This is a genomic window from Bacteroides intestinalis DSM 17393 (assembly GCF_000172175.1).
GTDB lineage: Bacteria > Bacteroidota > Bacteroidia > Bacteroidales > Bacteroidaceae > Bacteroides > Bacteroides intestinalis.
This window is the reverse complement of record NZ_ABJL02000008.1, coordinates 3,242,620-3,269,125: the sequence shown is the minus strand read 5'-3', so window position 1 is coordinate 3,269,125 and position 26,506 is coordinate 3,242,620. Positions and strand designations below refer to the sequence as shown.

At 43.9% G+C, this 26,506-nt stretch carries 17 protein-coding genes; 8 read left to right on the top strand and 9 right to left on the bottom strand.

What is annotated here, in order from left to right; translation table 11 throughout:
* Window positions 1-39: 39 nt before the first annotated feature.
* From BACINT_RS22425 to BACINT_RS22415, 3 genes are all read right to left on the bottom strand, one after another.
* On the bottom strand, window positions 40-1,158 hold the full coding sequence (locus tag BACINT_RS22425) for a DNA polymerase III subunit (RefSeq protein WP_007667553.1): 1,119 nt from the start codon (window positions 1,156-1,158) through the stop codon (window positions 40-42).
* A 51-nt stretch (window positions 1,159-1,209) separates the two neighbouring features.
* Window positions 1,210-2,163, bottom strand: coding sequence for a methylenetetrahydrofolate reductase [NAD(P)H] (gene metF, locus BACINT_RS22420; protein ID WP_007667551.1), 954 nt, complete (start codon window positions 2,161-2,163; stop codon window positions 1,210-1,212).
* A 95-nt stretch (window positions 2,164-2,258) separates the two neighbouring features.
* A complete protein-coding gene (locus tag BACINT_RS22415) occupies window positions 2,259-4,163 on the bottom strand; it encodes a fimbrillin family protein (RefSeq protein ID WP_007667550.1) in 1,905 nt (634 codons plus the stop codon).
* A 387-nt stretch (window positions 4,164-4,550) separates the two neighbouring features.
* Here BACINT_RS22415 and metA point away from each other — a divergent pair, with 387 nt between their 5' ends.
* From metA to BACINT_RS22400, 3 genes are all read left to right on the top strand, one after another.
* Window positions 4,551-5,468 carry a homoserine O-acetyltransferase MetA gene (gene metA / locus BACINT_RS22410; RefSeq protein WP_007667549.1) on the top strand — a complete coding sequence of 306 codons (918 nt, stop codon included), beginning with the start codon at window positions 4,551-4,553 and terminating at the stop codon, window positions 5,466-5,468.
* A gap of 89 nt (window positions 5,469-5,557) precedes the next feature.
* A complete protein-coding gene (locus BACINT_RS22405; protein ID WP_007667548.1) occupies window positions 5,558-7,456 on the top strand; it encodes a peptidase U32 family protein in 1,899 nt (632 codons plus the stop codon).
* A complete protein-coding gene (locus BACINT_RS22400; RefSeq protein WP_007667546.1) occupies window positions 7,446-8,495 on the top strand; it encodes a hypothetical protein in 1,050 nt (349 codons plus the stop codon). Before BACINT_RS22405 ends, BACINT_RS22400 begins: the two co-directional genes overlap by 11 nt.
* Window positions 8,496-8,637: 142 nt before the next feature.
* Here the strand turns inward: BACINT_RS22400 and BACINT_RS22395 are convergent, their stop codons facing one another.
* Window positions 8,638-11,073: a TonB-dependent receptor gene (locus BACINT_RS22395; RefSeq protein ID WP_021967144.1), complete on the bottom strand. Its 2,436-nt coding sequence runs from the start codon at window positions 11,071-11,073 to the stop codon at window positions 8,638-8,640.
* 192 nt (window positions 11,074-11,265) lie between these two features.
* The gene (locus BACINT_RS22390) at window positions 11,266-11,895 is read right to left on the bottom strand and encodes a helix-turn-helix transcriptional regulator (protein WP_007667544.1); all 630 of its coding nucleotides are present in this window, start codon (window positions 11,893-11,895) and stop codon (window positions 11,266-11,268) included.
* Between the two features lie 153 nt (window positions 11,896-12,048).
* Here BACINT_RS22390 and lpdA point away from each other — a divergent pair, with 153 nt between their 5' ends.
* From lpdA to BACINT_RS22365, 5 genes are all read left to right on the top strand, one after another.
* A complete protein-coding gene (lpdA, locus tag BACINT_RS22385) occupies window positions 12,049-13,398 on the top strand; it encodes a dihydrolipoyl dehydrogenase (RefSeq protein ID WP_007667543.1) in 1,350 nt (449 codons plus the stop codon).
* Entirely contained in the window at window positions 13,398-14,147 is a 750-nt protein-coding gene (locus BACINT_RS22380; RefSeq protein ID WP_007667542.1) for a lipoate--protein ligase family protein, read from the top strand. The genes lpdA and BACINT_RS22380 overlap by 1 nt, the downstream gene beginning before the upstream one ends.
* A 65-nt stretch (window positions 14,148-14,212) precedes the next feature.
* Window positions 14,213-15,502, top strand: a complete 1,290-nt coding sequence (locus tag BACINT_RS22375) for a dihydrolipoamide acetyltransferase family protein (protein ID WP_007667539.1) — start codon at window positions 14,213-14,215, stop codon at window positions 15,500-15,502.
* 18 nt (window positions 15,503-15,520) lie between these two features.
* Complete coding sequence (locus BACINT_RS22370) at window positions 15,521-17,557, top strand: alpha-ketoacid dehydrogenase subunit alpha/beta (RefSeq protein WP_007667536.1); 2,037 nt, start codon at window positions 15,521-15,523, stop codon at window positions 17,555-17,557.
* A gap of 17 nt (window positions 17,558-17,574) precedes the next feature.
* Entirely contained in the window at window positions 17,575-18,078 is a 504-nt protein-coding gene (locus tag BACINT_RS22365) for a flavodoxin (protein ID WP_007667533.1), read from the top strand.
* A 35-nt stretch (window positions 18,079-18,113) separates the two neighbouring features.
* On the opposite strand, the gene BACINT_RS22360 is transcribed toward BACINT_RS22365, so the two are convergent.
* Genes BACINT_RS22360 through BACINT_RS22345 form a run of 4 tightly spaced genes read right to left on the bottom strand, consistent with a single transcriptional unit; the run spans window position 18,114 to window position 26,280 of the window.
* Entirely contained in the window at window positions 18,114-19,877 is a 1,764-nt protein-coding gene (locus BACINT_RS22360) for an alpha-L-rhamnosidase-related protein (RefSeq protein ID WP_007667531.1), read from the bottom strand.
* Window positions 19,878-19,889: 12 nt separating this feature from the next.
* Window positions 19,890-21,500 (bottom strand): alpha-galactosidase D, encoded by a 1,611-nt coding sequence (locus BACINT_RS22355; RefSeq protein ID WP_007667529.1) that lies wholly within the window; start codon window positions 21,498-21,500, stop codon window positions 19,890-19,892.
* Between the two features lie 27 nt (window positions 21,501-21,527).
* Complete coding sequence (locus tag BACINT_RS22350; protein ID WP_007667526.1) at window positions 21,528-23,747, bottom strand: alpha-L-rhamnosidase-related protein; 2,220 nt, start codon at window positions 23,745-23,747, stop codon at window positions 21,528-21,530.
* Between the two features lie 52 nt (window positions 23,748-23,799).
* On the bottom strand, window positions 23,800-26,280 hold the full coding sequence (locus BACINT_RS22345; RefSeq protein ID WP_007667524.1) for a glycoside hydrolase family 2 TIM barrel-domain containing protein: 2,481 nt from the start codon (window positions 26,278-26,280) through the stop codon (window positions 23,800-23,802).
* Window positions 26,281-26,506: the final 226 nt, after the last annotated feature.

Below are 26,506 nucleotides of genomic sequence, written 5' to 3'. Positions count from 1 at the left end.
TTTTATTTATGATTGAGATTACTACTATATATCTGATTTCTACTGTTTCAATAGAACTATCATTTTCAATGAAAAATCAAAAAAGACCATCCTTGCATTTACATTTTGTTCAATATGTATCTGCGCCTCGCTCAATTCATCCATCATTCCCATTACATTCCGTTCGTTGATAAAAGGGGCGAAGCGGGTGGCAAAGTTTTGTTCGGGCAAAGTCATGTAACTCATCTCTTTGCAATGCAGGTTATAGATGAAATTCTCGCGTATCATACGCTGGGCGTATGTCAGGAAGTTCTTCTGTCGTTCGCGTCCCATGCCTGCCAGTTGCTCACTCCATTGCTTCATTTCACGTATCTTCCGTTGATAGGAAAGACGCATGAGGCTGACAAAGAGTTCAAAGAACAGTTCGTTTTCTTCGTTCAGGTGAATGGTTTCCAATGCTTTGATAAAGTCACCGTTGGCAAGATGCGCCAGAGTGAAACTATCATTAGGGCGTACACCGTATTTCTGTTGCAAAGCGTTGGCAATATCTGTTTCTTCTATTTTACGGATGTTGAAACGTTGCGTACGGCTCAGGATTGTCGGCAGTATCATGTCCGGAGTTTCGGATATCAATAAGAATACTGTCTTTTCGGGAGGTTCTTCCAAAAGCTTCAATAACTTATTGGCACAAACTACGTGCATTTTCTCCGGTAGCCAGACGATAGTAACTTTGTAGCCACCTTCGCTCGATTTCAGACTGAGTTTACGTACTATCTCGTCACTCTCCTTTGCATAGATGATGGCTTGTCCGTTTTCAGCATCCATCTCATTTAGCCAGTGGTTGAGACTGAAATAAGGGCTGTTCAGCACCAAGTGGCGCCAGTCAGCTATGTAATCGTCGCACACTTCTTTCTTCCCTTTTTTTACGATGGGAAAGACGAAGTGTACATCCGGATGTACCAGCTTATTCCACTTTACGCAGGAGGGACAAGTGCCACAGGCATCTGTATCTGTACGGTTCGGGCAACAGATGTAACGGGCATAAGCCATTGCCAACGGAAGTTTTCCCACTCCCGATGGACCGCAGAAGAGCTGAGCATGAGGAATACGCCCCTCTTGCACTTCCTGCCGGAGCCGCTGTTTGGCTGCTTCTTGTCCTATTACCTCTTTGAAAAACACGATATTATATATGGTTTTATAATTTACAACTAATGTTACTTGATTTCGGTCTTAGTATACCAGCTTTGCAACTTCTTTTATACTGTCCACTGCACCGATGGAATAGAAGTGAATACTGGGTACTCCATGTTCCATTAATTCCTTACATTGCTTAACACACCATTCGATGCCTACTTGTTTGGCTTCTTCATCCGTTTTGCATTTCATCGCTTCGCATGTCAGTTCTTCGGGCAAGTCCACTTTGAACGTCTTGGGTATCATGCTGATTTGAGATATCTTCTTGAACGGTTTGATACCTGGAATGATGGGAATGGTAACTCCGGCTTTCCGGGCACGTTCTACGAAATCGAAATATTTTTGGTTATCATAGAAAAGCTGTGTAACGGCATATTCTGCACCGGCTTCCATTTTCTTTTTCAGCCAGTAGATATCAGTGTCAATATTGGGAGCTTCTTCGTGTTTTTCGGGATAACACGCCACGCCATAGGAAAATGGTGTATTGGTCACTTTCATTTCCGAGCCATCTACGAAGATACCTTTATTGAAGTTATTGATTTGTTCTTGCAGTTCAGTGGCATGGTGGTAGCCATCACCTTCGGGAGTGAAGACGGACTCATGTTTTGCTTTATCTCCACGTAACACCAGTAAGTCGGTAATACCTAGGAATTGCAGATCGAGCAGTACATATTCTGTCTCTTCGCGGGTGAAACCACTACAAAGAAGATGCGGAACTACAGTGATATTATATCTGTTTTGGATGGCGGCAGCTACGGCAACAGTTCCCGGACGGCGGCGTAAGCGATTGCGCTGAAACAAACCGTTTCCCAGATCTTTGTACACATATTCGCTGCGATGTGTGGTGATATTGATGTATTTCGGGTCAAACTCCCGTAAAGTATCTATGGTTTCGTACAGCTTTTCGATGCCTGTGCCTTTCAGCGGTGGCAGTATTTCAAAAGAGAAAGCTGTCTTCTCATTGCTGTGTATCAGGTCGATAATTCTCATTTCTTTTTCGTTGTCTTTGTTCGGTGAACAAAACTTATTTGTACATTGGGAACAAAAATACGAAAAAGAAATGAGATATGCTTTTATTTGTTGGGCTATTCTTTTATACAACGTATGGAAAAGGCCTTATAGTAAGTTTCATTTTTAACATGAGTTGCGGCGACAGAAAACTTGGTGCTGCTTCCGGTGAAACTTATTGATTGTTCTGGTATGCTATTTTCTGTCTCATTTAGTGTCCAGTAGCATACTAATTGTTTTTGAGATATATTTTTTCCTGCTCCCCAAATCCCTACGGGATATGCTGAGAAACCGGTTAGATTAGAGCCAGAATCAATCGTGTCACCCTCTTTTAAGACTTCCCATTCTCCGGCTTTTAATATCGAAGCACTGTCTTTGGTGTATTCTTTTAAGGCTTGCCAATCATCACTATCTGGAATTTTCCATCCTGCAGGTGCCAACTCTCCTTCAAGTACAGCTTCTCCATTATAAAAATATGTTTCTGTACTCTGAGGTCTGAAATAGCCAGGACCTTCTCCCAACTGAGTTTTTTTATTCAATGTAGTTCCATTCCTGTACCCCGTCGCACATAAATCTTCTCTCATCCAATATTGAGTGCCTATTTTTACGATTGGATACTCATAAGTATTTCCCTTTCGTATATCCCTGATGGTATAGCTGACAATATCTATGCTGATTGGATCTTCTGTTTCTTCCAGTAGGATTTCCCCCTTTTCATTAAGATAGAATTTGTCAACAGACTGGAGATTCCCTCCTGTATAAGCAAAGGAACTATCGTCTGTATTCCAGTTTATGCTTCCTCCACTTATCGCTCTTTCATCATCCAGTAGTTTCAGAACAACGCCTTTGCTCAGATTGCTCGTTTCATCTTCTTTCACCGGGTATGCAACAATTGCTCTTGAAGTTATTTGATCAGATTTTAGATATTCTTTACAAACTTCTGCCATTGGATTGCCGTCATGGTAGATTCTGTATATGTTCGATTGAGAGAAAGTGAGTGCCGCCAAATGAATAGCTGTAATGCCGCCACTGTTATTAGTATCTTTACTATCTCCGGGCAGCCAGTCTTCAACTGTACTGGTTATTCCGGTAAGAGAATGGCTGGTTGTCTGCATAGCCTCGATATCGATTTGGCATTGTGTACTTCCTGTCATATTCAGTTTTGGCATTGGGCAGGTATATACTTTCCCGTTCCATTCCATTATAAAAGATTGAGCGTTAGCATCAGCATCTTGTGGTATGATGATGAATTCTTTTCCTGTTAAAGTCCCTTTTACTATGTTCCATTCACCATATGGGATGATATCTGCTTCCTCTGTCAGCTTTATAAACTTGTCCGTATCAGTATTATATTCTGCTTTGGTCTTGAAGCCTACTGCGATAATTTGAGGATTCGCTTTATATATCTTTGTTATATCTTCTCCAGTACCGGCTGTGATTGTGATTTTTATCTTGGTCAACTTATGCTTGTAATGAAGTACGACGGCATCTTCGCTGCTTTCTACATTTTTTTCGGAGGCTATCATGAAATCGGATATGGAGAGAGCTTTTGCGCTGCTTTGGTCGGTTTGTACAGATACAGGAATGGTAGATTGGCCTGTTTTTATTCCGGTTGACTGATAGGGGTAATAACTGATAAAATTGAGTGTGGCATCTCCTGCCGGATAGAAAACTGTCTTTTCAGGGATGAATGCATTCTTTTCCCCACATTCCAGTTGTAAATTGTCAATGTAGCGCTTTTCTGTAATTGGAGTAGATGGAAGCATTGCATATAAACCTACTTTATCTCCTTTTTCAAAGGCAGTATTAGTCACGCGTGTATCAGCTTTGCTGACTTTTGTTGTGAAATTGATGGGGATAGTACCGGGAACAGCATCGGGAGAAGTTTCTGAGTCTAATTCATTGACACAAGAACTAAATAAGAAAATAATACAGAATGAGAATAAAGTCAGTCTGTTGTTTTTGATAGTTGTTTTGTTCATAATAGTATGTTTTTTTGTGAAACACGACTGTCGCATTTCAAATTTATGTGTTAATTAAAGCATCGGAATATCTGGGGTGGGTAAGGACCATAATTGGTATAGAAAAGTCAGTGGCTTTGGGATGCTAATTAAGTGAATTCACGCTTGAACTCCGGTTCTGTTCCATCTTAATGTTTTTCAATGTTCATTAACTTTACAGGCGGCAAAGGTAGGATAATATTTTAAATACATGAAAGGAAAGAAGCTTTTTTGTTGATAATTTTATCTATAATGCTTTGTATGAAGAAGATAAATAACTTGAAATAGCTCTACATTTTCATTCTTTCGCGGGAGATTTCAAAATTATCAGTACCTTTGTACTCTAAATTAAAGATAATCTGATAACTTATGCCATTAAATTTACCTGATAAGCTGCCGGCGATAGAGTTGCTGAAAGAAGAGAACATATTTGTTATTGACAACTCCCGCGCCACGCAACAGGACATCCGTCCGTTGCGCATCGTTATCCTGAACTTGATGCCTTTGAAGATTACCACGGAGACAGATCTTGTGCGTTTGCTCTCCAATACACCGCTTCAAGTGGAAATCTCGTTCATGAAAATCAAGAGTCATACATCAAAGAATACGCCTGTAGAACATATGCAGACATTCTATACTGACTTTGAAAAGATGCGTGGCGAGAAGTACGACGGTATGATTATTACCGGTGCCCCTGTAGAACAATTAGATTTCGAAGAGGTGACTTACTGGGATGAAATAATGGAAATATTCGATTGGGCGCGTACGCATGTCACATCTACCCTTTATATATGCTGGGCTGCACAGGCCGGACTCTATCATCATTATGGAGTGCCCAAGTACGCGTTGGACAAGAAGATGTTCGGCATATTCGAGCATCGTCCTTTAGATCCGCTGCACGCTATTTTCCGTGGTTTCGATGATATGTTCTATGTACCCCATAGCCGCCATACGGAAGTACGGAAAGAAGATATCTTGAAAGTGCCTGAACTTACTTTACTTTCGGAATCGGAAGATGCAGGCGTACACCTGGTGGTAGCACGTGGTGGACGTGAGTTCTTTGTCACCGGACATTCGGAATACTCTCCACTAACGCTGGATACGGAATATCGCAGGGATGTGGATAAAGGTCTGCCCATTGAAGTACCTCGTAATTATTATGTGGATAATGATCCGGACAAAGGTGTGATGGTACGTTGGCGTGCCCATGCCAATTTGCTGTTCTCTAATTGGTTGAACTATTTCGTTTATCAGGAAACTCCGTACAATATTAATGATATAAAGTAGTTACAAGTTACGAGCTACGAGTGACAAGACCTTGCGGTATATAGTGTATCACTCGTAGCTTGTAGCCTGTAACTTGTAACTAAAACGATATGATAAAGCAACGAAAGATAGAGTTACTGGCCCCTGCCAAGAACATGGAATGTGGCATTGAAGCTATTAACCACGGTGCGGATGCAGTGTATATCGGTGCGCCTAAGTTTGGCGCACGTGCAGCAGCCGGCAATTCGTTGGAAGATATAGCTGCTTTGGTGGCTCATGCCCATTTATATAATGCCCGGATTTATGTGACTGTCAATACCATCTTAAAAGAAGAAGAACTGGCCGAGACGGAGAAAATGATTTGGGACTTGTATCGTGCGGGAGTAGATGCCCTCATTGTGCAAGACATGGGAATCACTCGCTTAAACCTACCGCCTATTCCCTTGCACGCCAGTACCCAAATGGATAACCGTACACCGGAGAAAGTACGTTTCCTTGCAGAAGCCGGTTTCCGGCAAGTAGTATTGGCACGTGAGCTTTCCCTTCAGGAAATCAGCCATATTCATAAAGCTTGTCCGGAAGTGCCGTTGGAAGTATTTGTACATGGGGCACTTTGCGTCAGTTATAGCGGGCAATGTTATGTCAGCCAAGCTTGTTTCGGACGTAGTGCCAACCGGGGAGAATGTGCACAATTCTGTCGTTTGCCTTTCAGTCTGGTGGATGCCGACGGAAAAGTAATTGTACGTGATAAGCATTTGCTATCTCTCAAAGATTTGAATCAGAGTGATATTCTGGAAGAGTTACTTGATGCAGGTGCTACTTCGCTCAAGATAGAAGGTCGTCTGAAAGATGTTTCTTACGTAAAGAATGTTACGGCTGCTTACCGCCAAAAGCTGGATGCTATCTTTACACGCCGTAAAGAATACGCCCGAGCCTCTTCCGGTACTTGCAATTATACATTCCGTCCCCAGTTAGATAAAAGTTTTAGTCGTGGATTTACGCATTACTTCCTGCACGGACGCAGTGAAGAAATTTTCTCTTTCGATACTCCGAAATCCCTCGGTGAAGAGATGGGAACCATGAAGGAACAACGTGGAAACTACCTCACAGTAGCCGGATTGAAATCATTCAACAACGGTGACGGTGTTTGTTATATTGATGAGCAAGGACGTCTGCAAGGATTCCGTATCAACCGTGTGGACGGGAATAAACTCTATCCGGCAGGTGAGATGCCCCGTATCCGTCCGCGTACTGTGCTTTACCGTAACTACGATCAGGAATTTGAGAAGTTGCTGACACGTAAGTCTTCCGAACGAAAGATTTCCGTATCCTTGCTTTTGGCAGATACCGCCTTCGGCTTTGCTCTGACTATCACGGATGAGGATGATAATAGCGTTACACTTTCTTTCCCTTATCAGAAAGAACTTGCCCGTACCCCACAGGCAGATAACCTGCGTACCCAACTCAGTAAATTGGGAAATACTCCTTTTGAAGCCGGAATATTAGCGGATAATCGTTCGTCCGAAACAAATTCCGCCATAGAAATCCGTTTTTCTGATAATTGGTTCCTTCCCGCTTCCGTAGTAGCCGACTGGCGCCGTCAAGCCGTAGACAAGCTGGTTACCGTTCGCCGTATTAATTATCGGCAGGAAGTGGTAGTCTGGAAACCTACAACTCATGCTTTCCCTTTGCCGGGAACTTCTTCTAAGACAACAACTTCCGCTACTTCATTAACCTACCTCGGTAATGTAATGAATACCCGTGCCGCCTCTTTCTATGCCGATCACGGCATTGCTACCGTAGCTCCGGCTTATGAGAAACAATCTGTACCGGGTGCTGTTTTAATGTTCTGCAAGCATTGTTTGCGTTATAGTATGGGTTGGTGCCCTACTTATCAGAAGGGACGTTCACCCTATCGGGAGCCTTATTGTTTGCAAGGAACTGATGGTAAGCGCTTCCGCTTGGAGTTTGATTGTAAGAATTGTCAGATGAAAGTATATGCAGAATAAGAGAGAACATATTCGTTATCACCACAGAGCGGCACAGAGTAACACAGAGTTTCTTAAATATCAAAAAAGACTCCGTGCAACTCTGTGCTACTCTGTGGTGATAGCGATTATTATCAGTCTGGTTTCCTGCCGTTACTCCCGTCCCAGTCTGGATGATGAAGGTATCAGTGATAAAACCCGCGACTCTCTGACCTACCTTTACGACCGGCATTATACGTTGAATACGAATCTGGAAGTGGTGCAGGATTCCGTGGTGCTTGCCTGTCTGCCGGTGAAGGATTGCTACAATACTCTGTATAGAGGAGACCGTGTAGTAGTGGCCGAATTTGCCATTCATTCTGCTGATAGTGTGGACAGTGTTTGGGTAAAACTGGCTCATTCCCAAGAGATACAGGGCTGGATCGGGGAGCGGGAAATGATGCAAGCTTTTGTACCTACGGACAGTATCTCACAATTCATTTACTTGTTCAGTGATACACATGCTTCTTACTTCGTGATTATTTTCGCCTTGTTTATCGGTGCCTGGGTGTTCCGTCTGTTCCGTCGGAAGCAGTTGAAGATTGTTTATTTCAATGATATTGATAGTGTATATCCGCTTTTACTCTGCCTGTTGATGGCATTCAGTGCTACGGTGTATGAGACGATGCAAGTCTTTGTGCCCGAAACGTGGGAACATTTCTATTTTAATCCTACGCTTTCACCTTTCAAGGTGCCGTTTATTCTCTCAGTCTTTTTGCTGAGCATCTGGTTGTTTATCATTGTACTGCTGGCAGTACTCGATGACTTGTTCCGTCAGTTGACTCCTGCCGCTGCCGTATTCTATCTGTTGGGATTGGCTTCTTGTTGTATCTTCTGTTATTTCTTCTTTATACTGACTACACAAATCTATATCGGCTATATTTTCCTTGTTGTTTTCCTTGGACTTTTCCTAAAGCGAATGTGTACTACACTTGTCATTTACCGCTATCGTTGCGGGCGCTGCGGACAGAAATTAAAAGAAAAGGGGGCTTGCCCAAGCTGTGGTGCTATCAATGAATAATAGGGTGTAGCAAGTTCTCTTAACCCTTTCATGCTTATGATACTTACTTTTCCCCTCTTTCCTGCTTAGATGTAATGTAAAAGATGCCATCTTTTGCATAACGGGTTAGGGAGATGTATGGGGACGGAAGTAATGATCTCTATCAGAACCTGCAACGTAGTTCGATTCCCGCCTGTATGGGGCGGCCTTTCTGCATGAATCCGTTGCCCATGCTTTCAAAGTAGAAAGCAGCGTAGTCTTTATCCAGTGCATTGCGAACCCAGAAGTCAATCTGTCCGTTGCCTTTTTGCAGGCTGAGGCGTCCGTTCAATGTGCCGTAGAAGGCTTGGCTGACATCATTCTGCTCGGTCCAATAGATACGTCCTGCACCGGTGTAGTTGGCATTAAGTTGAATACGGTCCAGCCAATGTCCCGGGTTGATGCGGAAAATGTATTGTCCGCCCAGGCTCAGGGTGTGCTTGGGGACGAAGGGGACGTAATTGCCATTGTAACTTATTTCAATCACTTTATTATCTGCGCTTTTCGCATTCGTCACATACTCTTTGAATGTGGCGTATGTGTAGCCATAATTTGCAGTCAGCGTGAAGTTGGTAGTAACTGCGCCCGCCAGAGATATTTCAGCTCCGAGGCTGCGACTCTTTCCTGCATTTACCGTTTCACGTCCGAGGCCGCTTTGGGCAAAGCGTGATATTTGTTGGTCGCGCGTTTCGAGCCAGAAGAGGGCGGCATCGGCACGCAGACGGTTCTGGAAAAGATTCAGGTGGGTGCCTGCTTCATAGTTCCAGGTCTGTTCAGGTTTGTAGACGGTGGCGGCTTTGGCATCCGGGTTTACTCCGGCGTCAGGAAAATGTCCTTCTACCAATGCCTTATAAGCATCGGGAACATGCGGCATGATTTCTTCTTTAGATTGTTTCATCATATCATTGCGCAGGCTGGATTGCAGCAGGTCGGAGAACATCTGGATGTTGTAGCCGCCCGAACGGTACCCTTTGCTGACAGTCACATAGACGTTACCGGTGTTTTTCTTGAAATCATATTGCAAGGCAAATTTCGGCAACAATTGCAGATAATCTTTGCTGATGGAACCTTCATATCTTGATTCAACAGTCAATGCGGTTTCCGGCATCATCGGGATGTCTCTGATAACTTGTCCGTTCTGTACCATCTGGCCTGTGATGCCTACGGTGTAGTCCATGGCTGTGCCGGAGTTATAGTCCATCTTCATCTTCTCATAGTCCAGTCGAAGCCCGGCGGTGAAAGAGAGTCCGCCAAGTCCGAATACGTCCCGGAAGGTGGATTGGTGAAACAAGGCTCCGTTCAGAAGCGGTGTCTCGAAATCTCCGTTGATGGGCAGGCGGGTGCTGGCTATCTTTAATGACGGCATGATGTTCATGCTCGATGTCGGCCCCATCGGCACTTCTATCTTCGATGGAATCACGCTGCCCAACATCTGATCCATCATCGCCATACCGTCTTCCTTGAATGTGACGGGGGCAGTAGTATTCAGCCATTGATAGAAGCCGAAGATGCCCGTTGCCCATTGCCAGCGGCGGTTTTCCTTGCTCTTCATCACAATTTCTTCACTGATGGTATTGATGCGTTGTTTCTGTTCCAGTGTATACGTATCTGAGGCTGTGAAATCCTGATCCAGAAACATACGATCCTTTAGATGCTGATATCCGGTTACGGCACTGAGTGTGAAATTCTGCGCCTGGTACTCTACATTAAGTCCGGCATTCAGCAGGTTGCGGTAATAGCTACTTTCATCATTGTAAGCCGTCTTGGCTACATCTCCGGTTTCTTTATTGTAGAGTCCATACGGGTAACCGCCTTGGTCACCATATTCATAACTTACATTAAAGTCGAGCTTCCAATTATCGCTGGGCAAGTAGATGGCGCGGATACGTCCACCGGCAGACTGCCCTTTATCTACCTTTTTATTGTTGAGCGCTGCATTGCGGAAGAAACCGCCTTCGTATTCATAAAATCCTCCAGCCGAGAATGCAAAGCGCTCATTCATCCGGTGATAGTGAGTGACGGAAGTATTGTATTGATTGTGTGTACCTGCCCCTATCCGGAAGTCAGTACCTTGATAAGAGAAAGGAGATTTGGTATGTACTTTAATAAGTCCACCCATCGCATTTCGTCCGTACAGTGTACCCTGCGGACCGCGCAGCACATCAATACGCTCGATGTCGGAATAATTGAAATCGAATGCGGATTTATCTATATAAGGTATATTGTCGACGTATAATCCTACGGAAGGGGTGTTGATACGCGAGCCGATACCGCGGATATAAACGGCGGAAGTCAGGCGCGAACCGTAGTCGGGAATAAATATATTGGGGACAAGTGCGGTCAGGTTTTTGATTGAGTTCACTTGTGCAGCCTGCATATCTTGTTGCGAAAGTAAGGTGACGGCATTGGGCAGCTCGCGCAACTTACGGTTCTCTTTGGGTGCTGCAATGATCAGGACTTCTTCAACGTCCACTATTTTCAGGGTATCCACTTCCTCTGCACATACGTTCCCTATCGACAGGAGTGCCAGGGCAAAGGCTAACAATTTACTCTTATTCATTCTTTGTCTTTTATTATTTTGCCTGCAAAGAAAGAGGATTCTCTTCGTTCCCGCAATCCTCATTTATTAGGATTTGTGGGGGCGGAAAGGGATGTTTGTCGTAACGGTACTGTTACGGGCGGCGTAATAGGTCTGTTACGGGTGGCGTAAAAAAAAGGGTGCTCAAATCCGCGCTTAAATATCAATTCGCATTTAGATGCGGTCCGCTTCTACATATCCGTGCATTACAGCATAAATCGTTAGTCCGGCCACTGATTTAATGCCCAGCTTCTCCGTAATATTCTTTCGGTGGGAGATGACGGTAGTCAGGCTGATATTCAGTTTATCGGCTATTTCTTTATTGATAAGTCCTTTGGTTATCAGTACCAGTACTTCTATTTCGCGGGGAGAGAGATCATGTTCGCTGTCGGCATGAGGATTACCGCACGGATGCGCTGTTGCACCGTGGGGATGTCCGTGGGGGTGGCTATGAGGATGTCCGCCTTTGTGTCCGAACTGATGCAGTTGCAGGATGTTTCTGATCAGTGTTTTCTCGTCCTGATAAATATTCAAGGTCGGTATTCCTGCCAGCTGAGGCTGATTGTCACCGTTTGCCAATACAATGGTCTTGGGCTTGCGCGGTAGGAAAAAAGCGGTATGCTCAAAATATATCTGTGCTGAAACAAAATAATGCGCGTACATATCGGGAGTATCGTCCATCAGTTCCTCGAACGAACTGAATACACGGATGACGGCCATCGGGATAATTTCTTCTAGAAGGCTTTGCAATCCCATACATGATAAGGTGTTGGAGTCGACAATTGCTATTTCGGGAGCTACCATAGTATTTCTTGAATTTCTGCAAAAGTACAGATAAATTTTAGGATGTTGGCTATTGTGGCTGAAAAACAGTAACTTTCCTTAATAGGTTTCTATAGAACTTTGTGCTTTTCTCTTTTGTTGTTAAGTATATAATTTACTTAATACTACTGATTTATGAAATATGATATAGCTATCATCGGCGGTGGTCCTGCCGGATATACGGCAGCCGAAAGAGCGGCTGCAAACGGGCTGCAAACAGTTTTGTTTGAAAAGAAAGCTATTGGCGGTGTTTGTCTCAATGAGGGGTGTATTCCTACCAAAACTCTGCTCTATTCCGCCAAGTTGTGGGACAATATGAAAGGCGCGTCCAAATATGGCATCTCAGTGCCCGACGGTTCGGCGTTCGATATGAAAAAGATTATCGACCGTAAAGATAAGATTGTGAAAAAGCTGACCGGTGGTGTGAAGATGACGGTCAATTCGTATGGTGCTGTTATTGTACCACAAGAAGCCATTATTGTGGGTGAGGCGGACGGACGCTTTCAGCTTTCGGCTGCCGGTGAAGTATATGAAGTGACTTATCTGTTGGTATGTACAGGTTCCGATACATTGATCCCTCCCATTAAAGGGTTATCTGAAATTGATTATTGGACATCAAAGGAAGCATTGGAGATCACAACTTTGCCCCGTTCACTTGTCATTATCGGTGGTGGCGTTATCGGAATGGAATTCGCTTCTTTTTTCAATAGCATGGGTGTGCAGGTGCATGTTGTTGAAATGATGCCCGAAATATTGGGTGCCATGGATAAGGAAACCAGTGGTATGCTGCGTTCGGAATATCAGAAGCGTGGGGTTAATTTCCATTTGAATGCCAAAGTAATTGAAGTCGGCAAAGAGGGTGTCACTATTGAAAAGGAAGGTAAGACTGCACTTATCGAAGCCGAAAAGGTACTCGTCAGTGTGGGTAGGAAAGCTAACTTGTCCCAAGTCGGTTTGGATAAACTGAACATTGAACTGCAGCGCAACGGTGTGAAGGTGGATGAGCATATGCGGACTTCCCATCCTCGTGTTTATGCCTGTGGTGATATTACCGGACACTCTATGCTGGCACATACTGCCATTCGTGAAAGTGAAGTTGCTGTCAATCATATCTTGGGAGTGGAAGACCGTATGAATTACGATTGTGTACCCGGTGTGGTGTATACCAATCCCGAAGTAGCGGGAGTAGGTAAGACTGAGGAAGAACTGAAAGCATCCGGTATCAGTTATCAGGTACAGAAGTTACCGATGGCCTATTCCGGTCGTTTTGTAGCCGAGAATGAATTGGTGAACGGGCTTTGTAAGTTGATATTGGACGATGATGATCGGGTGATAGGTTGCCATATGCTGGGAAACCCTGTTTCCGAATTGATTGTTCTTGCCGGGCTTGCCGTGCAGCACGGATATACGGTGGAAGAGTTTCAAAAGACTGTTTTTCCACATCCGACGGTCGGTGAAATCTTCCATGAAACTTTGTTTGCGTAATGTTTTGTATTGATAATCGCTGTACGGATATTTATTTTAATCTGGCAGCAGAAGAGTATTTGTTGAAACAGAAGCGAGGTAACTTCTTTATGCTTTGGCAGTCGGAGCCATCTGTAGTGATTGGGAAACATCAGAGTGTGGCGGCGGAAGCGGACGAGAGGTTTCTGGATGAAAAGGGAATAACCTTGGCACGCCGTTTCTCCGGTGGAGGTGCTGTATATCATGACCGGGGAAACATTAATCTGAGTTTTATTGAAACCGTAAAGCAGCCGGACTTTGTATATTACCTGCAACAGGTCGTTGATTTCCTTGAAAAGGTAGGCATCTCAGCTTATGCTGACCAGCGTCTGGGCATTTATGTGGATGAACGGAAAATATCAGGTAGTGCGCAATGCATACACAAAGATCGTGTGATGTATCATTGTACTTTGTTGTTTTCTACTGATCTGGATACGTTAAATGCGGCATTGAATGGCGATCCAGATGCGGAAAGCCGTATACCGGGCTCTCGTACTGTGCGTGCGGTACCTTCCGTACGGAGTGAAGTTGCTAATATAAAAGAGTTTTTGTCCGAACCCATGGCTATCAAGCGTTTCATACACTTGCTCTTTCACTCCTTTGTAGATGATGACGATAACCGGATTTACCGTTTTTCTGCCGGAGATATGGAAGCCATCGAACGGTTGAAAACGGAAAAGTATGCCTGCAAAGAGTGGATATATCATAAATCCGCATTAACTTTTACTTAAGTTAAAAACTTACTACTCAGTTGTTTGTTGTATAATAATAAACCGAGAACCTAAAACTTAACTATATGTCAAGATTTGAAATAAAGATGCCCAAATTGGGTGAAAGTATAACCGAAGGTACCATCATCTCATGGTCGGTACAAGTAGGAGACATCATTAAAGAAGATGATGTGTTGTTTGAAGTAAATACCGCTAAGGTTAGTGCCGAAATACCATCTCCGGTAGAAGGTAAAGTCGTGGAAATTTTATTTAAGGAAGGAGATACCGTAGCTGTGGGTACGGTGGTGGCTATTGTCGATATCGGAGGTGAGAACTCCGAGGATGAGGATAGCGTAGAGGCTCTCCAAAGTTCCGCTACTGATGAGAGTGTTGCGGTTGTTTCTAAGGCTGCCTCTGAGGAAACTCCTCAAGTCAAGGCTGTAAAATCGGAAGAAGAACGTTGGTATTCGCCTGTAGTTCTTCAGTTGGCTCGTGAGGCCGGCATTCAGCCTAAAGAACTGGATACTATTCCGGGTACCGGATATCAGGGACGGGTGAGCAAAAAGGACATCAAGAGTTACATTGTCCGGAAACAAAGTGGCGGTATAATGATTGCTAAACCTGCTGCAACTCCTGAAGTACAACGTATTACACCAGCTTCCGGCACATTCTCAGCAGAAGGTGTTGAAGTTAAAGAGATGGATCGTGTACGTAAGGTGATAGCCGACCACATGGTAATGTCGAAACATACTTCCCCGCACGTAACTAATGTTGTGGAAGTGGATGTAACGAAACTTGTGAAGTGGCGTGATAAGAATAAAGATGCTTTCTTCCGTCGTGAGGGGGTGAAACTGACTTATATGCCTGCCATCACAGAAGCTGTGGCGAAGGCGCTGGCTGCTTACCCGCAAGTGAATGTATCGGTAGAGGGATATAATATCCTGTTCAAGAAACATATCAATGTCGGTATTGCCGTTTCTCTGAATGATGGCAATCTGATTGTTCCGGTGGTTCGTGATGCCGATCGTCTGAACCTGAACGGACTTGCCGTAGCCATTGATTCACTGGCACTCAAGGCTCGTGATAATAAGCTGATGCCCGATGATATTTCCGGTGGCACTTTTACGATTACGAACTTCGGTACATTCAAGTCTTTGTTCGGTACACCTATCATCAATCAGCCTCAGGTAGCTATCCTGGGAGTAGGATACATCGAGAAAAAGCCCGCCGTAATAGAGACCCCGGAAGGGGATGTGATTGCCATCCGTCGTAAGATGTATCTGTCCCTCTCTTATGACCATAGAGTCGTGGATGGTTCATTAGGTGGCAATTTCCTCTATTTTATTAAAGATTATCTGGAAAATTGGAAAGAATAACTTAATACCTTGATAAGTATGAAAAAGTACAATATAAAAACCACAGATGTGGAACTACTGAAGAAATGGTATTATCTGATGACGCTGGGGCGTGCGCTTGACGAAAAGGCACCCGCTTACCTGTTGCAGTCCCTTGGCTGGTCCTTTCATGCTCCGTATGCTGGACATGACGGGATACAGTTGGCCATCGGACAGGTATTTACCAAAGGAGAAGACTTCCTCTTCCCTTACTACCGTGATATGCTGACTGCCCTTTCCGCCGGAATGACGGCGGAAGAACTTATACTGAATGGCATCTCCAAAGCCACTGATCCGGGAAGTGGCGGACGCCACATGTCCAATCACTTTGCCAAACCCGAATGGCATATCGAGAACATATCCTCGGCTACAGGTACGCATGATCTTCATGCAGCCGGTGTGGCACGTGCAATGGTATATTATGACCATAAAGGAGTTGTTATTACTTCACACGGCGAATCTGCTTCCTCTGAAGGTTTTGTCTACGAAGCTGTCAATGGTGCCAGCCTTGAACGCCTGCCCGTTATTTTTGTATGGCAAGATAATGGATATGGTATATCTGTTCCGAAGAAAGACCAGACGGCAGCCCGTAAAGTGGCGGATAATTTCTCCGGATTCAAGAATCTGAAGATTATCCATTGTAATGGAAAAGATGTGTTCGACTCCATGAATGCCATGACTGAGGCTCGTGAGTATGCATTGTTGAACCGGAATCCGGTAATCGTACATGCCAATTGTGTCCGTATCGGTTCCCATTCCAACTCTGACAAAGATACTTTGTACAGGGATGAAAATGAACTGGCTTATGTGAAAGAAGCTGATCCGTTGCTGAAGTTCCGCCGGATGCTGTTGCGTTACAAGCGTCTCACGGAGGAAGAGCTGAAAGAAATAGAGGAGAAAGCAAAGAAAGATCTGGCTGCAGCTAATCGTAAGGCGCTGACAGCTCCCGATCCTGACCCTAAAACCATTTTCAACTATGTATTGCCGGAACCTTACGAACCGGAAAAATATAAAGATGGAACACATCGTGAGACAGAAGGAGAGAAGAAATTCTTTGTAACTGCCATCAATGAAACGCTGAAAGCAGAGTTCCGCTATAATCCTAATACCTTCATCTGGGGGCAGGATGTTGCCAATCGGGATAAAGGGGGCGTGTTCAATGTAACCAAAGGAATGCAGCAGGAATTCGGCGAAGCTCGTGTATTCAGTGCACCTATCGCTGAAGATTATATTGTCGGCACAGCAAATGGAATGAGCCGTTTTGATCCTAAAATCCGGGTAGTGATAGAGGGGGCGGAGTTTGCCGACTATTTCTGGCCTGCCGTAGAACAATATGTGGAATGTACCCATGAGTATTGGCGCAGCAACGGACAGTTTGTTCCTAATGTAACTTTGCGTTTGGCTTCCGGTGGTTATATCGGTGGCGGACTCTATCACTCGCAAAATCTGGAGGGCGCTTTGGCTACTCTGCCCGGAGCACGGATTGTTTGCCCGTCCTTTGCCGATGATGCTGCCGGACTACTCCGTGCAAGTATACGCTCCCGTGGGTTCACGCTGTTTATTGAACCGAAAGCATTGTATAATTCCGTAGAAGCAGCCACCATTGTTCCTGATGATTTTGAAGTTCCTTTTGGGAAAGCGCGTATTCGCCGTGAGGGCAGTGATCTGAGTATTATCACCTATGGTAACACAACGCATTTCTGCTTGAATGTTGCCGAACGTTTGGAAAAAGAAGGCGGTTGGAGTGTGGAAGTGATTGATATCCGTTCTTTGATACCGTTGGATAAAGAAACCATTTATGAGTCTGTGAAGAAGACCAGTAAAGCCTTGATTGTTCATGAAGATAAAGTCTTTGGTGGCTTCGGTGGTGAGATAGCAGCCAGTATTGGTACAGACTTGTTCCGTTATCTGGATGCACCGGTACAGCGTGTAGGTTCTACCTTTACTCCTGTAGGTTTTAATCCGATACTTGAACGTGCCATTCTGCCGGGTGCAGATAGAATTTATGAAGCAGCCAAGAAGCTGTTGGAATATTAATTTAATAATAAGTTATTATGAAAGAGATAGGATTATTTTATGCAATGAATGCTGCCAAGACTTCTCATATCGCAGAGAAGATACGTGAGAAGCTCGGACACAAAGAAGTAGAAATGATCATGATAGAAAAAGCTTGGCAGAATGATTTCCAGGCTTATGATAAACTGATAGTAGGTGCTTCTACTTGGTTTGACGGTGAATTGCCCACCTATTGGGATGAGATGATACCGGAAATAGAAAGCCTCGATCTGAAAGACAAGAAAGTAGCCCTCTTCGGGCTTGGTGATCAAATCGGTTATCCCGATAATTTTGTGGATGGTCTGGGAATACTGGCTGATGCTTTTGAAAAGGCAGGGGCTATCCTTGTCGGATTTACGTCTGCCGAAGGTTATTCATTTAACCGGTCAAGAGCTTTGAGGGATGGTAAATGGTGTGGACTGGTGATTGATATAGAGAACCAGTCGAAGCTGACGGATAAACGTATAACGGACTGGTGTGAACAGTTGAAAGAGGAATTTTGATATAATATGAGGGGCTCGTTAGAGAGCCCCTTATTTTATATTACTTTGATTCCATCAGGAGCTTTGACCGTAGAAACTATTTTCCCATCAGCTCCTTTGACATGCTTGATGTAGACTATCCCCAATGGAGTAGGGAAGGTGCCTTCCGCCCATTCCAAATCACCAAGATGGGGAGTTATGCGAAGAGTTTTACAGCCTGCATCCACTATCTCAACACCTAAAATATGCTGTGTCATCCAAGGGGTAGGGCCGGAAGCCCAGCCGTGGCAGAAGCTATGTCGGAAACTGGGATAACAATAATCGCCGAAATCTCCATGAATATCATCTTTGCCCTCAGGAACGAAATCATCCAGTCTGGCGGCATTATGGATCCAGTCCAGATTGAAATCTTCCCAAAAAGTGGTTGCTCCTAAATCTAACATTCCTCCCCAGTACTGACGGATAATGTCAAGAGCTTGCTGGTATTCGCCTGCTTGTGCAAGGGCCTGCAACATGTAGTAGCCATAAAAAGTGGAAAAGTCCTTGGCACCATCTACTGAGATAACTTCGCTGCATGCTTGCTCGGGCTTCATTAATCCTGCGATGGACATTAGTGCGGCTGCTTGTTTCAAACCGTTAGGTTGTTTTATTTGTTTTTTCAGTCGCTTGGATATGGCACGGCATTTTTTTGCATGTTCTTGTTCTTCCAGTAGATTGCATAATACCTCTGCATCTTTCAAAGCCCAGCTAAGCAATGCTCTGCATCCTGCTTCAACCCCCGGCTGATTAGGACTTGACGGCCAATCCAGAAAACGTTGTTTTGCCAGATTTTCATTGCCTTCCTCGTCTACACATTCATCTATGCGGTCGATAACTCCGGTGATGTAGGCGCGATGGTGACGTAAAAAATCAATGTTTCCATTATGCACATACCATTCGTGCTGGATAATCAGGTACCACATTGAATAAGTACTGATGCCATTCAGCCATTGGGGCAGGGGGAACTGTTCGCAAGCCAGGTCTATGCTCTTGTTTACTACTTCGTTATGCCCGAATACGCTTATAATGGTTGCTACTTCGGGGTGCATGTCGCCCAGCCATATCAGGCGGTCGCGCTTTATGCCATCCCATAAATATTCCTGCATATTCAGGTGGACGGTGTATGCTCCGGTCATCCATATATCATTCAGACGCTGATCGTTGCAACGGAATGAACCCAGATAAGGGATATTCCGGTAGCGGAAAATGGCCGGAGCTTCTTTCAGATAGATAGTCATATCGGGAGATAGACAGTCGATACGGATGAAGCGGAATCCGGTGCTTCCTATTTCAATTTGTCCGTCACTTGGAACCTGCATAACCATATCACGCATGGCATGGTCGTTTGTGGAATATCCCTTTCTCCGTTTGCCGCCATCATTCTGGCTACAGGCCTCACTTACGGATTCTCCGAAACGAATGCGTACAGAAGCTGTTCTCCAAGGTTTTGCCGAACCTAATACAAGTTTTAAGCCTCCGTGCAACTCCCGTCCATAATCCAGTAGAATGGAAGCTGTATCACTTTTTGTAGTATGCATGGAGCACATGCTCTTTCTGCCAAGTTCCGCTTGTCCCGTACCGGGAAGAAGCAGTACTTCCGCATTGCTGACTAAAGAGTCATTGCTAATCCACATGACCTTTTGAGGAGGTACATATAGGCGTGTCATTTCATCCGTATGGATGTTCAGACTGTCTGCGCCAAAAACGGGAGGAACGTAAGTCTGGGCTTTTGTTACTCCTGCTATGCATAAAGCTATTGCTGTTATTGCTACTCTTATCATACAAATTCTTTGTTACTGTCGTTTACTTAACTTAAAGCAATCAATATCCGGTGCCCATCCGAAGTTGTTTCCCATACGGATTACGTTGTTACCGGCTACTAAAGTTACAGGAATGGTTACGGATGTTACTTTTTCTTTGTTGCCGCTATTCAGGTCTTTTATTTCTGTCTTGGTTTCATTTACAGATACTTCCAGTTTCCTGTTTTTGTCGCAGCTATAATAAATAGTCATATCATATTCGCCCCCTTTCTCACTGTACACTTCTTTCCATTCCGCAATATTTTCTTCACTGCCTCCGATATTTGATACTTTCATCTTACCGGAACAAGCCGGAGATGCAGCATAGAATATTTGTTTAGGGTTCTTGCCCAAGTCATCATAACAAGGTAAATAGGCCCATTCTGCCTCATAGAAAGTCGGTTCCAGACGCTTCTCTGCTTCCAATCTCCATATTGCAACGCTATGTGGGGAAACTGATAACCGGATGGTGTCTGTCATATCTCCCAAATCCTTGCATTGTATCACATCGCGAACTTTTACCGTTCCACCCATTTCCAATTTTTCGAAAGGTACATTGAAGTTGCATACCGTATCTGATGGATTATATAAAGCAACAGCACGCACAAGTCCCCGTTTTTGTTCAAGGTCTTTCACCAGTACATACTCTTCAGCCTCATGCTGTACCACGTATGCTTGCAGTCCTAACGGATCCTGATTCAGTGCTATCAACTCCTTATTCTTCAGCAAAGCTAATGAAGCTTCGGGAATGGTTGTCATATCGCAACCGATAAGCAGGGGCGAGCTCATGATACACCACATTCCAAAATGTACTTCTTCCTCTTCCTGCTTCAATCCGCGACCGACTTCCAGCATATCCATGTCATTATAATGCCCTTCACCGGCATAAGCTGATAAATAGAGATTCTTTCGGATAATATTCTTCACGGATTCCCAGCGGGGACGTATATCCGGACTGATGCGCCAGGAACGCGCCATGCTTTTTGCCCAAGTACCAGGGAAAGCCCATCGGCAAATATTAATGGAAACATCGGTGCGTCCGGTATTCTTGATTGCTTCGCAAATGGTTGCGTAACGCTTTTCTTCATCAAGCCCTAATTCTCTACCACCGCAATAATCTATCTTGATGAAGTCATAGTTCCATTCTTTCAGATAAAGGTCTATATCCTGTTGCTCGTGCCCGTAGAGACCGGAGCCAACTCCATTGGCATCATCGTCGTAAATAGAACCGCAGGTGTTGTCGCCTGCATCCGAATAGATACCTGCTTTCAGACCTAATGAATGGATATAGTCGGATATAGGTCTCATGCCGTTAGGAAAACGTTCGGGATGTGCATGCATCTTTCCTGTTTCATCTCTCCAGCCGAAAAATCCGTCATCCACATTAATATATAGATAACCGGCATCTTTCAACCCATGAGTAACTAACGCATCCGCTTGTTTCTTTATCAGCTCTTCGTTGATATTCACATGATAGGTGTTCCAGGAACTCCAACCCATCAGGGGTGGTGGAAAGGATTCCGGCGCTTTTTTTTCATGGGTTGGTGTACAACTTGTAGCGAGTATAAGAGCCAGAAGGCTTCCTGTTATAACATGTTTTTTCATAAGTATTCTTACTTTTATGTTCGAAAGTTAATCAATTAATTTGAATTTGTATGTACCTGGCTTCCTTAATGTTAATGGCTTACCTTCTCCTTTGGTGATAACCTTAACTATACAACCATTGGGAATTTCGATTGTACTTTCACCGGTTGCATTCAGTTTTACACTGATAAAGCCTTCTTTGACGGGAATCCTTGAGGTTATCCATCCGAGATGTAAAAGTTCAGGTTTAATGGTGTATTCATTGGGCTTTTCTGCCGATTGGCTGAAACCAATGAGGCCGTTTAAGGCGCCTACTACCGCAGGCACTCCGTTGGCACCGTGGCAAAGGCTTAAACCGTAAGGACGTCTGTAAAACTCCAGTTGCTTGGCTCTTGAAGCCTCTGTCTGGAAGTTTTCGGGAAAGCGGGTATGTCCTTGATCCATCCAATCGCCGAATACACGGTACATGAAATCCCATAACTCCTTTACCCGTCCTGCCTTGGCATATGCTAGGAATTCATATCCTTTTTCATAGCTGACAGTGGTATAATAGTGAGGCAAATTGGGAAGGATATTCTCGAATAAATTGTCATAATGTTCTTTCGGAAATATATCTGCCAGGATAGCCCAATATTGTGCATGATGTGAAATTCGCTTGTCAATAGTGGTGCCGTCATTCATCGTGCCATTGATGAATGCTTTTCTTTCATCATCCCAGAAGTGTTTGAATATCTTTCTCTTTAAATCTTGTGCCAGCTTACTGTATCTGCTTGCAAGTACTTTCTCTTTCCATAAGTTGGCAAAGTAAGCACCTGTCATGTAATTGTAATACAACATGATCTGTGCATAAGCAGCCACACCTTTTCGCGCAGGACCATTGTAGGTAGACCATCCCGGAGTATAACCGAACTGTCTGTCACCATAGTTACCATGCACAAATCCGTTCTCATCAACGATGGAAGCATAAAAGTCAAGCAGTTGGGTAATCCGGTCTTTGTATTGGAGGGAGGTTGTTAAATCTCCGAAACGCAGGTAATTCTGCTTTAACCCAAATAGTGCGTGGAGCGGATAGTCGGGTATACCTATATCGGATAGTTTGGGGTTAAGCGGCATCAGTGCTATGGATATTCCGTTTTTTGAAACCTGTTGATCACCGAACAGGTAGTCGCCTCCCAGTGTGCTGACCAGTGCATCCATCGACCAGGGGAGGAAATCACGTTTCACTCCATCCAGATAGAAGCGGTGCATACTGGTGTGAAGTGTAGCGCTACTCATTTTGAACAGATTGTTGATGTACTCATCATCCGTTTCAAACTGCATCTGATATTCTACCGGCCACATGGAGGCATCAAATTTTAGGGAAGTAATTTCAGCACCTTCATCACATTCAAGAGAAGCATATCTGAGTGCACGTTCAGGTATGCTGATGACACTGCCTGTTTCTGACAATTTGATGGGAGGCAACGGGTATTGTTCCAGCTTCTTGTCATCTCTTTCCAGAGCTTCTTCCGGAGTTTCACCTACTCGTACGGTTACAGTGCCTTTTCCCTTTGCCTGAAAAGTGAGAGTACCGATTTCCAGATGAAAAAAGTCTATCAAAGCATAGCCGTTCTTGCCGATTTGTACTCCATCTGTTCCAATGGTTTTGGCATTACGCATTGGAAGAATTTCTTGTGGCTTGATTTGAGCGATTATGTTTTGAGGAGCATCTGGTCGAGTGGCGGGCTTATTATACATGGAGGCACTCTCAGGAATGCTCCAGTAGTTTTTATCCATACTGACTTGCCATTCATTTGGATTTTCCATACCGTCACCTTTTAGTATAATGCAAGGCAAAGAATCGTTCGTTATCACTTCAAATAAAAGGGAAGATTTACCTGCGGGCAGTGTTATCTGCTTATTAGTTGTGGATTGTTTTATTCCATTGACGTAAAGGATAATATCGGATGGGCCTTCCCAACGAAGATTATTTTCCTTGTGCAATTTTATTTCTCTTTTGAAATAAGCGCGGTTGTTTTTAGCAAAGAACTTTCCCGGGTATCCTACGTTCACACAGCGTTCTTTGGAAATTTTGGCTGATTGTTGTTGATAGAAGGCGGCTAATTGTCCCGGATACCACATATAATTACTGTTCCATTCTTCCTGGGAAGGTGCTGGGATTACCGTGACTTTAGAGTCTAATAGGGGGTCGAATTCTTTGATTTGAGCATAACAATTAATGGTGGTTATCCAAAAAATGCCTGCTATTAATTTTAGTCTTTTATTCATGTCTTTAATGGATATAGTTTAATTTTTCAATGTGTTTCTATTGTTACTTCTTCTAATTGATGATTGTTTTCAGGCGAAGAGTTCCTTTTAAGCCCACTGAAGTAACTTTTAGTTTCACTTCACCTGCTTCCCGATTACTGCGGAGGATAATTTGCATACGTCCTTGATGCATCCGTTTGGTAGTGATGCCATTGAAAAGATCGGATGTATAATGGTCGCTGTTATCCAATGCTACTAACCGGGCAGAACCTTCTATTTGCAAGGTAAGCGGTTCGTTGTATGTCCATACGGGGCGTCCTTTTTTATCAACTGCTGTGACATTGATGTATTGCAAGTCCATACCATCGGCTTTCCAGTCGGTTGGTGTTTCCGCTTCTATCTTGAGTGCTACAGCTTTTCCTGCACTTTCAATGCGATGACGAGCAACTTCATTTCCATTTTTATCGTGGGCAATAGCCTCCAGTGAGCCACCATTGCCATATGGGACATCTTTCCAATAGATCATATTACGCAGATTGATCTTTGTCGTATCGTTTAGTTGGGTGCCTATACTTTTACCATTTACCAATAGTTCTACTGAGTGGGCATTGGTGTAGGTGAAGAGTGATTGTTTGCTGTCTGGTTCATAATTCCAACGTTCATTAAGTGCCATGCGCCCCACTATCACGTCATTCCAACTGACACTCTCGGCACCGGCTGCATCTACTACACCAATATGTACTTCCGGAACAGCTGGCATGAAGGCGGATTTGATAAGATAAGCTTGGGGATAAGGATGCATGGTGTGGTCAAAGAATGAATAATTCCATCCTTTTTTGGGCCATTGGTTAGATTCTCCCCAGTATTCGGCAGAACCCCAATAGGCTATACCTACTGTGCGCTTTTTATCCATGTTATAGAAGGGCTCCAGTAATTTGTAGGTCTCGGCTTCACTTTGAAACAGTATGAGGTCTGGTTTATGCTGAAGATAAGCAGTGTACTTATCCGATTGATAATTGAATGAAGCAACTTCTGTGGCGCAAGCCAGTTCGGGCGGAACAAGGTAACTGTCGAAGTCTTTGTCGTGGCGAGTGATGGCACCGGCACGTGCAGGGAACATTGCAACTGTTGTCAGGCGGCTGTCATCAAAACGTTTCACTAATTGATTGAAGATGCGATAGGTGGTGATGCCCCAATCATTAATCCCTCTAAAACCTGCCCATCCTTCACGAATTTGCAATTCGTTACCTAAACTCCAAAGAATGATTGACGGACGGTTACGGTCACGTTTTATCCACTCTATAATCAGGTCAGACCAAATCTGAGTGAATGGTCGGCGTCCACCCCAATAATCATTATCACTCCATTTGTCTGTCAATTCATCTACAATGAGCATACCTACGCGGTCTGCAATACGGGCGAAACTGTCACTGTAGGGATTGTGCGAACAACGAATTGTATTATAACCGAAAGCTTTCAACTGTAACATCATGCGTTCAATAGCTTTATCGTAAGAAGCAGCCCCTAATGCGCCGAGATCATGATGGTTGGCATTGCCTTGTAGAAATATCTTTTCTCCATTGAGTTTGAAACCAAATTCAGGTGAAAACTCTAACTTGCGGATACCGAATTGTTCTGTAATACTGTCTACTACCATACCATCTGCTACCACAACCACATCTGCACTATACAGTTGCGGTGTATTGCACGACCAGAGTTGTGGGTTCTTCAAAGTTATTGCAGGCAACTTTAACTCAGTACAAGTTTGGTGGGTATGTTTGGGCATGGTGTTATGGGCAGAACCCACAACTTTTCCTTCTGGGTTGCGAACTGTGGTGCGAACCAATACATCATGTTTTTGCCAACCGTCTACTTCCACTTGTACGGCAACTGTTGCCTTATCCGATACAACTTCGGGGGTAGTAATGTAAATCCCGTGCCGTGCTATATGGGTAGGATTTTGAACTTGCAGATAAACATCGCGGAACAATCCGCCACCTGTATACCAACGAGAACCTTTTTTAGGACCGGTAGATGCATATACTGCTACTATATTTTCCTTCTCAAAATGCAGATAAGGAGTAAGGTCTGCTTCAATGCCTACATATCCGTAGTCTGTTGAGGCTATCTTGTGTCCATTCAGGTAGACATCACCTAAGTAGATGATTCCCCCGAAATCCATCACTACACGTTTTCCTTTCCATAATGGATCTGCTTGGAAAGATTTACGATACCATCCTTCACACATCGGCTTGAAGCCGCGTGCACCGCCACCTGCCTTCGTCCAGGGTTGCTCGAACTGGAAATCATGTGGCAGGTCAAGAATACGCCAGGAGGAATCATCCAATGCAGGAGCAGCGAAATTAGTGCCCTTGTTTTCTTCTGTAACTAATTGGAATTTCCAATCGAAGTTGAAGAGTGTTTTTTGTTGCGACACAAATTTTTCTAAAGGTACATTTACCAAAGAGGCTTTTTCTTGCACATTTTGATATTGTGCCATAATTACACTGCTTGGAATAAGCATTGATAGTAAAGTAATAAGAATGTTTTTCATTGAGTACATTATTATATAAAAAGATTCAAGTCGAATAAATTCAACTGGTTGTTATTTTATTGTTTTGATTGATATTTATCGTTATACAAATGTCGGAACTTCAAGAAGGTTAGGGAATGTATTCCAGTTCAAAAAACTGTATTTTTGTGCGAAAAGTATTAGCAGACTATAAATTAGCATATATCTGTATAATTTTAGCTCATAATGGTAATGTGTACACCTTAAA